The organism is Halomonas sp. TG39a (genome assembly GCF_000744395.1).
In the GTDB taxonomy this organism is placed as follows: domain Bacteria; phylum Pseudomonadota; class Gammaproteobacteria; order Pseudomonadales; family Halomonadaceae; genus Vreelandella; species Vreelandella ventosae_B.
On sequence record NZ_JQLV01000001.1, the window covers coordinates 2,157,843 to 2,173,686 of the forward strand.

At 54.9% G+C, this 15,844-nt stretch carries 18 protein-coding genes and 2 tRNA genes; 6 read left to right on the top strand and 14 right to left on the bottom strand.

All coding sequences use genetic code 11. The features are described from left to right. Positions 1–88 precede the first annotated feature (88 nt). A complete protein-coding gene (gene lexA, locus U738_RS09585; RefSeq protein WP_035579627.1) occupies positions 89–769 on the top strand; it encodes a transcriptional repressor LexA in 681 nt (226 codons plus the stop codon). Positions 770–787: 18 nt separating this feature from the next. On the opposite strand, the gene U738_RS09590 is transcribed toward lexA, so the two are convergent. Both U738_RS09590 and purU read right to left on the bottom strand, forming a co-directional pair. Next, the gene (locus tag U738_RS09590; RefSeq protein ID WP_035579629.1) at positions 788–1,459 is read right to left on the bottom strand and encodes an energy-coupling factor ABC transporter permease; all 672 of its coding nucleotides are present in this window, start codon (positions 1,457–1,459) and stop codon (positions 788–790) included. A gap of 24 nt (positions 1,460–1,483) precedes the next feature. After that, a complete protein-coding gene (gene purU, locus U738_RS09595; protein ID WP_035579631.1) occupies positions 1,484–2,338 on the bottom strand; it encodes a formyltetrahydrofolate deformylase in 855 nt (284 codons plus the stop codon). A 230-nt stretch (positions 2,339–2,568) separates the two neighbouring features. Here purU and U738_RS09600 point away from each other — a divergent pair, with 230 nt between their 5' ends. Then, positions 2,569–4,179 (top strand): ribonuclease J, encoded by a 1,611-nt coding sequence (locus tag U738_RS09600; protein WP_035579633.1) that lies wholly within the window; start codon positions 2,569–2,571, stop codon positions 4,177–4,179. A gap of 25 nt (positions 4,180–4,204) precedes the next feature. Here the strand turns inward: U738_RS09600 and moaE are convergent, their stop codons facing one another. The 10 genes from moaE to U738_RS09650 all read right to left on the bottom strand — a co-directional run bounded on the left by moaE (position 4,205) and on the right by U738_RS09650 (position 12,099). Next, positions 4,205–4,672, bottom strand: coding sequence for a molybdopterin synthase catalytic subunit MoaE (gene moaE, locus U738_RS09605; RefSeq protein WP_268746283.1), 468 nt, complete (start codon positions 4,670–4,672; stop codon positions 4,205–4,207). Position 4,673: 1 nt separating this feature from the next. Then, entirely contained in the window at positions 4,674–5,471 is a 798-nt protein-coding gene (gene moaC, locus U738_RS09610; protein WP_035579635.1) for a cyclic pyranopterin monophosphate synthase MoaC, read from the bottom strand. Between the two features lie 4 nt (positions 5,472–5,475). Continuing rightward, a complete protein-coding gene (mobB, locus tag U738_RS09615; protein WP_035579637.1) occupies positions 5,476–6,054 on the bottom strand; it encodes a molybdopterin-guanine dinucleotide biosynthesis protein B in 579 nt (192 codons plus the stop codon). 84 nt (positions 6,055–6,138) lie between these two features. Next, entirely contained in the window at positions 6,139–7,371 is a 1,233-nt protein-coding gene (locus U738_RS09620; protein WP_035579639.1) for a uracil-xanthine permease family protein, read from the bottom strand. 87 nt (positions 7,372–7,458) lie between these two features. Then, positions 7,459–8,088: a uracil phosphoribosyltransferase gene (gene upp, locus U738_RS09625; RefSeq protein ID WP_035579641.1), complete on the bottom strand. Its 630-nt coding sequence runs from the start codon at positions 8,086–8,088 to the stop codon at positions 7,459–7,461. Between the two features lie 95 nt (positions 8,089–8,183). Next, positions 8,184–8,867 (bottom strand): uracil-DNA glycosylase, encoded by a 684-nt coding sequence (gene ung / locus U738_RS09630; protein WP_172821709.1) that lies wholly within the window; start codon positions 8,865–8,867, stop codon positions 8,184–8,186. Between the two features lie 2 nt (positions 8,868–8,869). After that, positions 8,870–9,349: a xanthine phosphoribosyltransferase gene (gpt, locus tag U738_RS09635; RefSeq protein ID WP_009286932.1), complete on the bottom strand. Its 480-nt coding sequence runs from the start codon at positions 9,347–9,349 to the stop codon at positions 8,870–8,872. 6 nt (positions 9,350–9,355) lie between these two features. After that, complete coding sequence (locus tag U738_RS09640; protein ID WP_035579646.1) at positions 9,356–9,901, bottom strand: adenine phosphoribosyltransferase; 546 nt, start codon at positions 9,899–9,901, stop codon at positions 9,356–9,358. A gap of 38 nt (positions 9,902–9,939) precedes the next feature. After that, a complete protein-coding gene (locus tag U738_RS09645) occupies positions 9,940–11,238 on the bottom strand; it encodes an NCS2 family permease (RefSeq protein ID WP_035579648.1) in 1,299 nt (432 codons plus the stop codon). A gap of 213 nt (positions 11,239–11,451) precedes the next feature. Beyond that, positions 11,452–12,099 (bottom strand): riboflavin synthase, encoded by a 648-nt coding sequence (locus U738_RS09650; protein WP_035579651.1) that lies wholly within the window; start codon positions 12,097–12,099, stop codon positions 11,452–11,454. 316 nt (positions 12,100–12,415) lie between these two features. Between U738_RS09650 and U738_RS09655 the strand changes: the two genes are divergently transcribed. The 4 genes from U738_RS09655 to U738_RS09670 all read left to right on the top strand — a co-directional run bounded on the left by U738_RS09655 (position 12,416) and on the right by U738_RS09670 (position 15,574). Beyond that, positions 12,416–13,459: a methionine ABC transporter ATP-binding protein gene (locus U738_RS09655; protein WP_035579653.1), complete on the top strand. Its 1,044-nt coding sequence runs from the start codon at positions 12,416–12,418 to the stop codon at positions 13,457–13,459. Beyond that, complete coding sequence (locus tag U738_RS09660; protein ID WP_007114418.1) at positions 13,440–14,093, top strand: methionine ABC transporter permease; 654 nt, start codon at positions 13,440–13,442, stop codon at positions 14,091–14,093. The genes U738_RS09655 and U738_RS09660 overlap by 20 nt, the downstream gene beginning before the upstream one ends. Before the next feature lie 103 nt (positions 14,094–14,196). After that, positions 14,197–14,988 (top strand): MetQ/NlpA family ABC transporter substrate-binding protein, encoded by a 792-nt coding sequence (locus U738_RS09665; protein WP_007114419.1) that lies wholly within the window; start codon positions 14,197–14,199, stop codon positions 14,986–14,988. A 100-nt stretch (positions 14,989–15,088) separates the two neighbouring features. Further along, on the top strand, positions 15,089–15,574 hold the full coding sequence (locus U738_RS09670; protein WP_035579655.1) for a GAF domain-containing protein: 486 nt from the start codon (positions 15,089–15,091) through the stop codon (positions 15,572–15,574). A 55-nt stretch (positions 15,575–15,629) separates the two neighbouring features. Here U738_RS09670 and U738_RS09675 read toward each other — a convergent pair. Both U738_RS09675 and U738_RS09680 read right to left on the bottom strand, forming a co-directional pair. Then, positions 15,630–15,706: transfer RNA gene (locus U738_RS09675), tRNA-Val, on the bottom strand. Between the two features lie 23 nt (positions 15,707–15,729). Then, positions 15,730–15,806: transfer RNA gene (locus tag U738_RS09680), tRNA-Val, on the bottom strand. Positions 15,807–15,844 lie beyond the last annotated feature (38 nt).

Sequence of the window (15,844 nt, forward strand, 5' to 3'; positions counted from 1 at the left end):
ACAGAGGAACATACTGTATACTTAACCACTGATTGATTAAGTTGCCATTTAATTTGTTACTGTCTATTCACTATTTATGGAGTCTGGTATGTCGCGTCCGCTAACCGCTCGCCAACAGCACGTGTTCGATTTTATCGTTAAAACGATGGGCGAATTTGGCTACCCTCCTACCCGCGCCGAAATTGCCAAGGCGCTTGGCTTCCGCTCCCCCAACGCGGCCGAAGAGCACCTGCGCGCGCTGGAACGCAAAGGCGTTATTCGCATTATTCGCAACACTTCTCGCGGTATCCGCCTGCCCAACCAGGAACCGCAAGAAGTCATGGAGAGTGCTGCCACCGCCTTACCCGCAGCCAACGTTGAAACGCTGCCAACGGGCCTACCCGTGATCGGTGAAGTGGCCGCAGGCAGCCCCATTTTGGCCGCTGAACATATTGACCGTTACTGCCCGCTACCAGCCGAGTACTTTACCCCCAAAGCCGACTACCTGCTGCGCGTGCGCGGCCTTTCGATGAAGGATATTGGCATTTTGGAAGGGGATTTATTGGCAGTTCACCGTACCGACCGGGTACGCGATGGCCAGATTGTAGTGGCACGCCTAGAGGATGAAGTAACGGTTAAACGCTTCAAGCGCCAGGGCCACCAAGTGACGCTATTTGCCGAGAACCCTGACTTTGCGCCCATTGAAATCGACCTGCGCTCCCAGTCGCTCGATATCGAAGGCGTCGGCGTTGGTGTGATTCGTGGCGGCAACGGCCAGGCACTCGGCTAGTCGCCGCCCTGGCCATCCCTACTGCAGATCGATATAGCGGTGGTCATTGAAGGTGGCCACCCAATGGGGGTGATAAACCAGCAGAATACTCAGCAGCATGCCGGTGATAAACGCCTCTGAAGGCATTAACAGCGGTAAGAAGCGCGCATACTCCTGGGCGAGATAAATCGCCTCAGGGTCAGTCCCCGCAACGATGATCAGCAGCACCGCTGCCAGCCCTCCTCCCAGCGTTGCCAGCGCCGCACCAAAAAAGCCGCAGGCAAACAAAAACACCATCAGGTTATCCGGCAGGCGGCGATCTACCAGCCGCCATACCGTGCCAATGACGGCCGCCGGGACGACACCGGTAACCAGCACGTTTGCCCCCAGCAGCAGCCATTCATTGCGCCCAATTACCACCATGGCGATATTAATCAGCACGTTGCTAATCAGCGCCAATGGCGCTTTAAAAACGAGTGTCATTAAAACCGTGAAAACAAGGTGCAGCGTTAGCCAATCAACCGCCTGCGCACGCAGCTGCCACATCAGCATCACCGCCAGCGTGGCGCCCAGCCAGCGGTGCTGAAGCGCGGTATCCGCTATTAACACCTGCCAGGGCCGCCCCCAAAGTGCCCACGCGATCACTGCTAACGAGAGTAGCCAGGTGAGCAGCAGCGCCCAGGGTGCTAATACACTTTGCGCAAACGACATGGCGGCCTCTCAGGTTGATGAGGGTTAACTAAAGACCACTGTCTTATTGCCGTGGACCAGCACGCGATCCTCTAAGTGCCAGCGCAAACCGCGAGCAAGTACGGCTTTTTCAACGTCACGGCCAAAACGTACTAAGTCAGTGGGCGTATGGCAGTGGCTTACGCGATGAATATCCTGTTCGATGATGGGGCCTGCGTCGAGTTCCTCGGTCACGTAGTGGCAAGTAGCACCTATCAGCTTAACGCCCCGCTGGTATGCCTGGTGGTAGGGTTTTGCCCCGGCAAAGGAGGGCAAAAAGCTGTGATGAATATTGATCACTCGTCCCGCATAGCGCGCGCACAGCTCGGGGGGCAGTATTTGCATATAGCGCGCCAGCACCACGCAGTCAGCGCGAGCGCTATCGATTTCGGCCTGTACCTTGGCAAACGACGCTTGCTTATTTTCGGGGTCTACCGGGACGTGGTGGTAAGGAATGCCGTACCACTCGGTCAGCGAACGCATATCGTCATGGTTGGAGATAACACCGACAATATCGCAATCCAGCTCACCCGCCTGCCAGCGGTAAAGTAGATCGACCAAGCAGTGCGACTCCCGCGACACCATCAGCACCACACGCCGACGCAGCTGGGTATCCACCAGGGACCACTGCATATTGAATTCGCTGGCCACCGGCTCGAACGCCGCGCGCAGGGCTTCCACCGACATACCGACCGAATCCGCCAGAATTTCGTAGCGCATAAAAAAGCAGCCGGTTTCTAAATCGGAGTGCTGGCTGGCTTCGGTAATGGAGCCGCCCTGCTGGGCAATAAAGCTCGATACCCGTGCAACAATCCCCACCCGGTCAGGACAGGAAACCACTAAACGATAATAATGAGACATGTGAGCTACTCTTGACCTATTGCTAAGTTAATTATGACAAACCAGCGGCTTAGGTCGCATAGTGTATCGGAAGGGCATGGAAGATTGTTAGCCGCCCCTGCCTTCCCGTATAGTTAAGTCACTACTTTTTAGGTTTTTCATAACAGATGCATTCACCACGCGTTCAAATTCGTCCCCGTCGTCGTCCACCGCTGCGCATGTTGCCGCTGGGGGGATGCGGTGAGATTGGAATGAATCTAACGCTATACGGCTACGACGATCACTGGATAGCCGTCGATTGCGGCATGATGATCCGTCAGGATCTTCCCAACTCTCCACTGCAGGTACCCAATCTCGATACACCGAAAGCACTGGGGATCGTGCCCAAAGCGCTCTTTATCACCCACGGCCATGAAGACCACATTGGTGCAGCTGCCTGGCTTTGGCCGATGTGGAACTGCCCTATTTATGCCACCCCGCTAGCGGCTGGGCTGTTGCGACTGAAGTTTGCCGAGCATCAGCTTAGCAGCGCGGCCATCCATGTTATTGAACCTGGCGAGGCGCTGGAAAGCGGGCCGTTCACGCTGCGTTATTTGCTGTTAACGCACTCTATACCCGAAAGCTGTGCGTTGATCATGAGCGTCGGTGGCTACCGCGTCTTACATACCGGCGACTGGAAACTCGACCCTGAACCGATCATCGGCACGCCGATAAGCGCGACCCAATTCAAGGCGCTCGCCCCAGTGGATTTAGTGGTGGGCGACTCCACCAACGCTCCCATGCCCGGCCACTCAGGCAGCGAGGGTGATGTTGCCCGTGCGCTGGCAAAAACCCTCAGCAACTGCCAGGGCCGGGTGGTGGTCTCCTGCTTTGCGAGCAATCTTGCCCGGGTGTTAGCGATAGGACGCGCAGCCCATCAATGTGGCCGTCGTATCAGCTTGATGGGGCGTTCCATGGAGCGCATGGTCAGCGTCGCGCGGGGGCTCGGCTATATGGATGATTTACCGCCGCTGGTGCCCAATCACGACCTTGGCTACCTGCCCCCGGATGAAGTGGTGATTATCGCCACCGGCAGTCAGGGAGAGCCCCGCGCCGCGTTACAGCGCCTAGCCCAGGGCCGTCACCCCTATGTGGATCTTCAGCCAGGCGATAACGTCATCTTCTCGGCCAAAGCCATTCCCGGCAATGAGCGACCCATTGAGCAGCTTAAAAAGCGTTTGGCGCACCTAGGTGTCAGCATCTATGACGAGTTCAATCACCCTGAACTGCACGCCACAGGGCATCCTGCTCAGGATGAGCTGATCAAGCTCTATCAGTGGGTCAGGCCCAAGCATCTTATGCCGGTGCATGGCGAAGCACGCCATCAGCAGGCTCACCAGGCCATTGCCAAGCAGCTAGGTATTAGCGCCCCATTGACGCCGGTAAACGGCGATCTGATCAGTTTTGATAGCCACGGATTGCACTGTGAAGCACGCTATCCGCAGCCACCCTGCATTGTCAGTCAAAACAGCGTCGTGCCCCACCCTGGCTTGGAGGTGAACGATGCCAATAAAGCCCGTCGCGGCAGCTTGTACCTAGCGCTACCAGTGACCGCGACTGACACTGGCTGGGCGCGCATTGGCCGCTTGATGCTGGATGCCTCAGGGGCCAGCCCGCTGGATGAAGATAGCTTTAGCGATTGGCTGGATGATCAGCTTGAGGAGATTGCCGCAGAGACGCTGGCCGACTTGCGACAGGCATTGCAGCCCCGCTTGGTTCACTGGCTGGCGGAGCATATGCAGCACCTACCCGACGTGCACCTACAAATCATGGCCGCCGAAATGCCAGATCCTATTATTCTGGACAACGCCGCCAATCGTTAGAAGAGTTGCTCGCGCTGGGCCAACATCAACGCCAACGCGCCGCATCTTGTTGATCAGAGTGGCGCTCTTTGACCCAGTACTCACCCTGGGTAGAGTGCTCTTTCTTCCAGAAAGGCGCCTGGGTTTTAAGGAAATCCATAATAAAATCGCAGGCTTCGAACGCCTCACGGCGGTGTGCACTAGCAACTAACACCCGCACAATCGGATCGCCCGGTTCCAGGTAGCCAACGCGATGAATAATCCGCACCGCCTGGAGCGACCAGCGCTGCCAGGCCTGTTCGCCAATATCTGTCAGCGTGCGCTCAGTCATGCCGGGGTAGTGCTCCAGCGTTAACCCCGTGACGTCAGGCGTTTCATTAAAATCACGCACTAAGCCGGTAAAACTCACCACCGCGCCAATATCGCTACGCCCCGCCAATGCATCGTCATAGCCGTAGGCCATCGAGAACGGGGCGGCTTGAATCGCCACCTTAATATCCAGCTTAATATCCACTCTAGCCCCCTGTGACCGGTGGGAAAAACGCTACTTCGTCATCATCGGTCACTAACGCATCGTCATTGGCCATGACTTGATTGATGGCACATAGCGTACGCTGGTCGGTGAGTTGCTTAAAGCGACTATCGCGCTCGGCCAGCGCTGCTTTCAATCCGCCAATATCACGGCTGGCCAATTGATCGAGACTCACTACTGCCTCACTCTCACCTAGCCGCTCGCGCAGTTCGGCTAAAAACTTAACCCGCACGCAGGGCGATGGGCAGCGTTCACCCAAGCTGACCTCTCCGGCCATGCCATCGCCTGTCACTATCGGCGCCTGCGCGTTTATGCGCTGGTAATCACCGCGCTGGCCACCCTGCTTACTATCAAGCTGAATGGCCTCAATACGCATATTTTTATCTACCGCTTTACACATATCGTAAAGCGTTAAACAAGCCACCGAGACGGCGGTAAGCGCCTCCATTTCAACCCCGGTGCGTCCATTCAAACGACACAGTGAGGTCACATGAACGCAGGATTCAGCTACATCAATATCAAACTCAACCGACACTTTTGATAGCGCCAGGGAGTGGCAGAGTGGAATCAGCTCATGGGTGCGTTTGGCCGCCTGAATACCGGCGATTCGCGCGGTAGCCAGCACATCGCCCTTGGGCAATTCACCGTCGCTAAGTAATTTCAGCGTTTCCGACTGCATCACAATACGCCCCGAAGCGACGGCTTCGCGGCGGGTTTCTTGTTTATCGCCAACATCCACCATATTGGCTTCGCCACGGGTATTGAGGTGGGTCAGATGCATGTTGTCACCGTTCCTTTTTTGAAGCCGAAGCACTTAAAAATATAGCGTCGTTTTTCGCGCTCACCCAACTGACTATCCAGCGCGCTATTGCATCTCTATCGTCTAAATTTAACCGGATCACCGCAGTCGCTAAGTCGATGGGCGGTGGCGCGCTGAGCGCGGCTGCCTCAACCCAAGGCCCGGTTAAAATAGCCGGATCGCCAATGCCATCGCGGTAAAGCACCAGCTTGGGAATCGGCCAGGCTTTAAAACCTTCGACAATCACCAAGTCGGGATCGTGCGGTGCCATCATGGCAACTAACTGGGCTAAATCAGGCTCGTCCTGGTCAGGGGTTTCCTGCATCAGCGCAAAGCGCTGACGGGAAGCCACCAGTACCGGTGCGGCACCTGCGCTGCGCAGCTTATAGCTATCCTTGCCGGGCTGGTCGACATCAAACGAGTGGTGCGCATGCTTGATCACAGCGACTTTCAACCCATACTCAGCTAAGCGTGGCAGCAGCTTCTCTAACAGCGTCGTTTTACCGGTGCCGCTCCAAGCAGCAATCCCTAGAATAGGAAAGGGTGCGGTTAGTTCGTTTTCCATGCTGCCGACACTCCTAATGATCTATAAACGCACGTTACAAGTAATGCCATCCTTACGATGCATACGGCGTTACTGGCGGTTAGCTTACTCGCCCTCTTGCTCGCGAGGTAATACCCAGTTCAACGCAATACCCACCAAGGCGGCAAGACTAACGCCCTGCAGCGTAAACTGGCCACCGCCAAACTGCATGCCACCAATACCGAACACCAGTATCAGTGAGACCACCACTAAATTGCGGGGTGCCGTCAGCGACTGACCAGCGCGCACCAGAGTGTTCATACCAACCACCGCAATGGAGCCAAACAACAGCGTCATAATGCCGCCCATTACCGGGCCCGGAATGGTCTGCAGTAGCGCACCCAGCTTGGATACAAATGCCAGCACAATGGCAATAATCGCGGCAACAATCATATACTTGGGATTAAATGCCCGAGTGAGGGTCACCGCCCCGGTGACTTCCGAGTAAGTGGTATTCGGCGGCCCGCCGAATAGCGCGGCGACGCTGGTTGCCAACCCGTCGCCTAACAGCGTGCGATGCAGGCCGGGCTTTTCCAGGTAGTTCTTGCGGGTCACCGAGCCAATCGCCACCATATCGCCAATGTGTTCTACCGCCGGGGCAATCGCGACCGGAATCATAAATAGAATGGCAGCCCAATGAAAACTCGGAGCAGTGAAACTTGGTATTGATAGCCACGCCGCCTCACGCACCGGCGTAAAGTCGACGACACCCATCACCAGCGCCAAACAATAGCCGGTGACAATGCCACCCATGATCGGCACCAAACGAAGCAGCCCGCGACCAAATACCGCCAGCACCAGCGTCACCAGCAAACTAGTCATCGAGAGGAAAATCGCCGCGCCATAGCCGATGTTGTCGCTGGTTTCACCGGTTGCCATGCTAACCGCCACCGGCGCCAGCGCCAGGCCAATCACCATAATCACCGGCCCCACTACCACAGCGGGCAGCAAGCGGTGCAGCCAGGCAGTGCCTTTTAAGCGCACAGCCTGAGAGATCGCCACATAAACCAGCCCCGCCGCCATCAGCCCGCCCATGGTAGCCGAAACCCCAAAGCTCGCGACAGAGCCTTGAATAGGCGCTATAAAGGCAAACGATGAGGCTAAAAACACCGGCACGCTCTGCTTGGTCACCCCATGAAATACCAAGGTTCCGACCCCAGCAGTGAACAGCGCAACGCTTGGGTCGAGTCCTGTCAAAAGCGGCACTAACACCAAGGCGCCAAACGCCACAAACAGCATTTGCGCGCCGGTTAAGATGATTTTCGGCCACGACTCAGCCTGACTGGCAGCTTCACGCATAACTGAATTCCTAGTGATTATTCGATTGTAGGTGTGCAAAAAAATGCCCCTGACGCTGGGCGTAAGGGGCAATGTCAGTAACGATGCTTAGCGTGTCCCGAAAATCTTATCACCAGCGTCACCCAATCCGGGGACGATATAGCCATTTTCGTCGAGTCGGTCATCGATTGAAGCAGTGTAAATTTCGATATCCGGGTAAGCATCCTGCACCCGTTTGATGCCTTCAGGGGCGGCGACTAACACTATCACCTTCATGCTTTCACAGCCGCGTTCACGCAGCATGTCCAGCGTTGCCACCATCGAGCCGCCCGTCGCCAACATGGGGTCAATCACGATCGCCATGCGCTCTTCGATATCGTTGGCAAACTTGGCAAAGTAAGGCACCGGCTGCAGCGTCTCTTCATCGCGGTAAAGCCCTACAACGCTTACCCGCGCACTCGGTATTAGATCCGTTACGCCCTCCAGCATGCCAAGCCCGGCACGCAGAATAGGAACGACGGTGACTTTTTTACCTTTTAATCGGCGCGTTGCAATTGGCTCACCGTTCCATCCCTGGATTTCATGATCTTCCAGTTCAAGACCTTTGGTTGCTTCATAGGTCAGCAGCTTGGCGACTTCACCTGCCAGTTCACGAAAGCTCTTAGTGCTCAGGTCAACTTCGCGCATCAGACCCAGCTTATGTTGTACAAGCGGATGGTTAATGGCGTAAACACTCATGGGACTTCCTCACTGCAGGGGATTCAGAATGGCAACCAAGGTTGCATCAGCTAGGCACAAAATTGCGCGTATTCTACCCGCAACCACTTACAAGGTTAAGGGGTTTCCGGCAATTGCCATTCGATAGGTGCTCGCCCTTGCGCTTGCAGAAATTGATTGGCTTGGGAAAAGTGCCGGGTACCAAAAAACCCCCGGTGTGCGGAGAGCGGAGAAGGATGCGGAGCTTCGAGTATTAAGTGGCGCCCCTGGTCGATTAACGCTTTCTTCTGGCGCGCATGACTTCCCCATAACAGAAACACACACGGCGGCGCATGCTGGCTGACCGTTTCAATCGCGCGATCGGTGAACGGCTCCCACCCTTTACCGCGATGCGACGCCGCATTGCCCTGCTCCACGGTCAGCGAGGTGTTTAACAACAGCACGCCCTGCTTGGCCCATGCTTCCAGATGGCCGTGGCGCACGGGGGTAAAACCGACATCGGTGGCCAACTCTTTGTAGATATTGACCAGCGACGGCGGCACGGGTACACCGGGCTGCACGGAAAAGCATAACCCATGGGCCTGATTCGGCCCGTGATAGGGATCCTGGCCTAAAATAACCACCTTCACTTCATTCAACGGGGTCAGTTCAAAGGCACGAAACCACTGCGTTGAGTGGGGATATATGATCTTCTTCGCGGCCTTTTGCTGCGCCAAAAAATCTTTTAGCGCCAGCATATAGTCAGCCTGAAACTCATTACCCAGCCACTGATTCCAATCGTCGGGAAGTGGATTGGCCATCATTACCTCTTCATTTGATCGACAAGCGGCTCAACGTACGCAACGCCCATATCCCAGGGGAATTGAATCCAGCACTGCTGAGCCACTTCGGTCAGATATTGATCCACCAAAGGACGTCCATCCGGCTTGGCGTAGATAGTCACAAAGTGAGCTTTAGGCAGCATTTTACGTACTGCCCGCGCCGTTTTACCGGTATCCACCAAGTCATCGACCAGCAACCAACCTTCGCCGTCATGATCGACGCCTTTCATGATATCCAGGCCGCCTTGATCCATATGGTCATAGCTCTTAATACACACGGTATCGATCAACCGAATATTAAGCTCGCGAGCAATCAGTGCAGCGGGAATTAAACCGCCGCGGGTAATCGCTACGATGCCTTTAAAATCACGCTCGATCATCTGATGACACAGGGTGCGCACATCCCGGTGCAACTGATCCCAGGAGACAGTGAAATGTTGGTGATAGCGATCGCTGCTCATGGGGAATTACTCGTCTTCGGTGAAAGAACAAACTGCGAATACGCTGTAACCGGCATCGCGAATTTTCTGTGAACCGCCAAGCTCAGGTAGATCGATAATGGTGGCCGTCTCGACCACCTGACCACCGCTGCGCTGAATCAGGTTGGCCGCTGCCAGCATGGTGCCACCGGTAGCGATCAAGTCATCCATCAGCAGGATACGGTCATCTTTCTGGAACGCATCGGAGTGCAGCTCCACTTCAGAATGACCGTACTCCAGCGTGTAGGTCTCGCTAATCGTCTTGAAGGGTAGCTTGCCCTTTTTGCGCACCGGGACAAAGCTGCAGCCCAACTCATAGGCGAGCGGCGCACCAATAATAAAACCACGCGCATCGATAGCCGCGATGGCATCCAGGTTCATCTCCTGATAGCGGTGAACGAAGCTATCGATCAGCTTGCGAAAGGCCGCACTGTTCTGCAGCAAGGGGGTAATATCGCGAAAATTCACGCCCTGTTCAGGCCAATCGGGAACCGTGCGAATAACCGACTTAATGTAGTCGCCGTAGATGCTCATCGCGTCTCTCATTGAGTAATAAAAAGGGTAATGATTAATCAAACCAAGAAAAGGTATCTAGCCGCAAACAGCAGTGACAAGATAATCACCGCCGGATTCAGGTCGCTAAAACGGCCTGACAGCGCCTTGATCGCCACATAGCTAATAAAGCCTAGCGCGATTCCTTCGGCAATTGAGAACGTCAGCGGCATCGCCAGCGCAGCAATCAGCACCGGCGCAGCATCGGTGGGGTCTTCCCAATTCGCGTGGGCCAAGCTACCCGCCATCAGTACAGCCACATACAGCAGCGCACCTGCGGTAGCGTAAGCCGGAATCGAACCCGCCAGCGGTGCAAAGAACAGGCTGACAAGGAACAACACACCCACCACCACCGCCGTTAAGCCAGTACGGCCACCCGACGCGATACCCGCAGTTGATTCAATATAGCTGGTCGTTGTGGAAGTACCCAAAGCGGCACCCGCCATTGACGCAGTACTGTCAGCCATCATGGCACGACCAATACGCGGTAGCTTGCCATCTTTGTCTAGCAGCTTGCCACGATGGGCAACACCCACCAGCGTGCCTGAAGTATCAAATAGATCAACAAACAGAAAGGCAAAGATCACGCTAAGCATCGCCACATCCAGCGCGCCCATTAAATCCATCGCCATAAAGGTAGGCGCAATGGAGGGTGGCATCGACATCAGGCCACCGTACTCGTTATGGCCAAGCACCATCGCGATCACGGTAATGCCTAAAATACCGATCATCACCGCACCAGTCACTCGCAGGTATGAGAGCGCGGTAATAACAAAGAACCCCAATAGCGCATAAATAGCTGGCGGCTGAGAAAGGTCACCCAGCGTCACGTAGGTAGCCTGGTTGGCAACCACAATGCCGGCGTTTTTCAACGCGATCATCGCCAGGAACAAACCGATACCGGCGGCGATACCTAGCCTAAGCGTCATGGGAATGGAGTTAATGATCCACTCGCGAATTTTAAAAATACTTAACAAGAAGAAGGTTAAACCGGAGAAGAAGACCGCCCCCAATGCGGCCTCCCAGGTATACCCCATGCCCAGCACAACGCCGTAGGTGAAAAAGGCGTTTAACCCCATGCCTGGCGCCTGGGCAATCGGGTAATTGGCCCAAAGTCCCATAACGAAACAGCCAATCGCTGCCGCTAGGCAAGTCGCCACGAACACCGCGCCGTAGTCCATACCCGCTTCGGAAAGGATGCTCGGGTTAACAAAGATGATATAGGCCATCGTCAGGAAAGTGGTGATCCCGGCGATAACTTCTGTCTTCACGTTGGTTTTTTGCTCGGAGAGCTTGAAATAGTTATCCAGAAGTTTCATGAAGTTTGTTGTCCTTAGCGCTAACGCCGCATGATATGTATGCGTTCGGGTGCTGAGAAAAGCCGCACATACTACCGAAACGCTCGCCCTGATGCGAGCGCCTTAGTATGGCGACCAATATTGACGGGGGCAGCCCCGCCAGTGAATACCAAGCAATCTTCAGGCCACAACCTAACCGATCGGTCAACCAGAAGCCAATAAAGCTGATTAACGTTACTGTTCCGCGTCTTGCTTAGTCCCGTTTTGCTTAGCAAGCACGCGCTCAACGGTTTCAACGATCACCTGAGTTTGTGGATCAATTTCGATGTTGACCTGATCCCCAGGTGCTCGCTCCTGAAGCGTGGTGCGCGACAGCGTCTCAGGGATTAAATTGACGCTAAACTCCACAGCTCCGCTCTCAGCGTAGCGCACATCACCAATGGTCAAGCTGATACCGTCTACCCCAATATAGCCCTTTTCAAACACGAATCGGCCCAGCCTTTCCGGCAGTGAAAACCACAGTCGACGGTTGTTAGGCGCCTCTTCGATGGCCACCACTTCTGCCATGGAAATGATGTGCCCCGACATCGAGTGTCCACCAATCTCATCACCAAAGCGCGCCGCGCGCTCTATATTGACGCATTGCCCAGGGGTAATTGCACCAAGATTAGTCAACCGCAGCGTTTCACGCATTAGATCAAAACTAACGCTATCGCCTTCTATCGCCGTTACCGTTAAGCAAACCCCGTTATGTGCCACCGACGCACCAATCTCAAGCCCTTTGCGCATAGAAGATGACAGCTCCACCACATGAACACGGAACTCTTCTAGCTCGCGCACTGCCACTACTTTAGCCACACCCTGCACAATGCCGGTAAACATAGCGCCTTGCTCCTTGAACTCGTAAAAATAATGGATGTAATCCGCCAGCTTACTACTGGTGCCTCATCTTTGTGCAGTCACCTCGCTTCTAATTGACATGCAAACCACCTATCTTTAGACTTTTGGCGCAAATGTAACGACGCCGATTTGTACCCATCTTGCGGGCGTCCACCAGGCCAGAAGCCTAGTGAAGTGCAGCTAAAAGGGTGTGTCCAGCGTTAATGGCCACCCACAAGGGTGGCTTTTTTTATTCCCACCCTACGCCTGCTCCTACTCTCCCGCACTTCGTCTTCGGCCTACCAGTAAGGCAGACGCTATGATTGAACTTAGCAACGTCAGTAAAACATATGGTAGCGGCACAAGCGCCGTCCATGCGCTTAAAGCAGCCAACCTCACTGTGCCTAAAGGCGCCATTCACGGCGTCATCGGCCTTTCTGGCGCAGGTAAGTCCACGTTGATTCGCTGCGTGAATTTGCTAGAACGCCCGACAAGCGGCAGCGTCACAGTAGATGGTCAAGAAATGACCCGCTTGAGCAACGCGGCCTTAAACCGGGCACGCCATCGTATTGGCATGATTTTTCAGCACTTCAACCTGCTCACTACACGCACGGTCTTCGATAACGTTGCACTCCCGCTTGAATTAATGGGGCAACAACGGAGTACCGTTCGAGAGCGCGTGGTTCCTCTGCTGGAAATGGTCGGCCTGGCAGACAAAGCCAATCAGTACCCTGCCCAGCTTTCCGGCGGCCAAAAGCAACGGGTTGCGATCGCCCGGGCGCTAGCCAGCAAACCGCAGGTACTGCTCTGTGATGAGGCAACTTCTGCGTTAGACCCACAAACCACCAGCTCCATACTAGAACTACTGCGCGATATTAATCACCAACTGGGCATTACCATCCTGCTGATCACCCATGAGATGGAAGTGGTCAAATCGATTTGCCAACGGGTGAGCCTGATTTCGGACGGCGAATTGGTGGAGGACTCAGAAGTCGGCGACTTCTTTACCGCCCCGCGTACCCAGCTTGGTCGTGAGTTTCTTAACGACTTCCTCCAGCTAACACCGCCCAAAGAGCTGATTGAGAGACTCCTTGATGCCCCAGGCGAAAACACCCACCCTGTGGTACGCCTAACCTTCTCGGGCGACGCGGTCTCGACCCCGTTGATTTCGCGCCTAGCTCGCGAATGCGGCGTCGATGTCAGCATTCTGCAAGCAAAAGTAGAGTCCATTCAGGAGCGCACCCTGGGCCTAATGATTGCGGAGCTGCTGGGCTCGCCGACGCAAACTCAGCAAGCCATGCACTATCTCGAATCTCATCAATTACAAGTGGAGGTACTCGGCCATGTCCAGCGCAATGATTGATTTAATTTTACAGGCCACGCTGGATACCCTTTATATGGTGGCCGTTTCAGGGCTGATTTCTACCCTCGTCGGCCTCCCTCTCGGGGTAATGCTTTACGTTACGCGTCCCCGGCAAATATTGGCGAAGCCGGTTCTTAATCAGGTGCTGAGCATTATTACCAACGTTGGCCGCTCCATCCCGTTTATTATTTTGATGGTGGCGATTATTCCCTTTACCCGCATGCTGGTGGGCACCTCGATTGGTATTAATGCTGCGTCGGTACCGCTGACGATTGCCGCTATTCCGTTTGTCGCTCGGTTGGTAGAGGCGGCGCTTAATGAAATCTCACCGGGATTAATCGAAGCCGCCCAAGCCATGGGCGCAACGCCCTGGCAAATTATTCGCAAAGTGCTGATCCCAGAGGCTCGCGGCGGGATCATGACAGGCTTAACCATTACCGTAGTGACGCTGGTCAGCTACTCTGCCATGGCAGGCGCAGTGGGCGGCGGCGGCCTCGGCGACTTGGGCATTCGCTATGGTTACAACCGCTTCAACCCTACCATTATGCTGATTACGGTGGTGATCTTGGTCATCATGGTGCAGGGCTTTCAGAGCCTGGGCGACTACTTGGTACGCAAAAGTGACCGCAAGTGACATTGCGTTCATCAATCATCCCTTATAACAAAAATGCATTAGACAGCAGTTTTTTATTGCCGCATCATTGCATCATTAAGCACAACGCCACTGGAGAGTTCTTATGCAAAAACTAATTATTGGTAGCCTTACCGCCCTGGCGCTTGCGGTTAACGTCGCCAATGCTGAAACGCGCAGCATCAAAATGGGCACCGTTGCGGGCCCTGAAACAGAAGTGATGGAAGTGGCAGCGCGCATTGCCAAAGAAGAGTACGACCTTGATGTGGAAATCATCGAGTTTACCGACTATGTCACTCCGAATGCCGCCCTGGCCGACGGCAGCTTAGATGCCAATGCCTATCAGCACGAGCCCTACTTACAGTCGATGGTCGATGACCGTGGCTATGACCTGGCCATCGCTGGCTATACGTTCGTTTACCCGATTGGCGCTTACTCAGAAAAATACGACAGCATTGATGACCTGCCTGACGGCGCACAAATCGCGCTGCCCAACGACCCTTCCAACGAAGGTCGCGCGCTGATTTTGATGCACAACGAAGGCCTGATCACCCTTAACGACCCAGAATTCCTTGAATCTACGCCTATCGATATCGCGGAAAACCCCCGCGACTTCCGTTTCCGTGAAATTGAAGCCGCCCAACTACCCCGCGTGCTGCCCGATGTGGACATGGCGTTCATCAACAACACCTTTGCACAGCCGGCCGGCTTAAGCCTGGATGACGCTTTGATCAAAGAGGGCCCCGAGTCCCCTTACGTCAACCTAATCGCAGTACGCGGCGGCGACGAAGAGCGTGAAGAGATTCGCCAGCTGGTCGACGCCTATCAGCGTGATGAAGTGATCGAGAAAGCCGAAGAACTGTTCAAAGGCGCAGCCGTTCCTGGCTGGATCGAGTAACACCAGAACTCGCCATCAATAGATAACAACAGGCCGGCACGCATAGGCAATCCCCTATGCAAAAGTGTCGGCCTGTTGCGTTAGTAGCCAAGGAAGCCAAATGCAAAACAGTATTGACTACCCCTTCCTCAATCGCCAGCTTGAAGCGCTGCTCGATACACGCGACTGGCTCACCAACAGCGCGCAAACCTGCGCCTTTATTCAGCAACAGCTTAGCGACCTTAACTGGGTAGGCTTTTATCTTCAGCGCCAGCCTGATGTATTAGGCCTAGGTCCATTTCAGGGGCAGCCCGCCTGCCATCCGATACCCTTTAGCAAAGGCGTATGCGGGGCGGCCGCTCGTCAACAAACCACCCAGCGAGTGGACGACGTGCATGCGGTCGCCGACCATATTGCCTGCGACGCCAACTCTCGCTCTGAACTGGTGGTTCCCATCGTGGTGGATGGCCGCCTGTGGGGCGTACTCGACCTGGATAGCCCGCTACATGCCCGCTTCAGCCAACAAGACCAAGCAGGCCTTGAAGCACTGGTAGCAACGTTTATGCGTCAAACTGATCTGCCCAATCTGATTGAACCCGCCACATAACACCCACGCAAAAACGCCCCAAGCAGCAAATGCCTGTGGCGTTTTTGATAAAAGCTGGTAGGACCAGGCGGATTTGAACCGCCGACCTCCACGATGTCAACGTGGCGCTCTAACCAACTGAGCTATGGTCCTGAAAAGAGGTGTTGGCGCTAGATTGGTAGAACCAGGCGGATTTGAACCGCCGACCTCCACGATGTCAACGTGGCGCTCTAACCAACTGAGCTATGGTTCTATTGGTCTATCTGGAGTGCGCTATTTTGACGGCGGCAC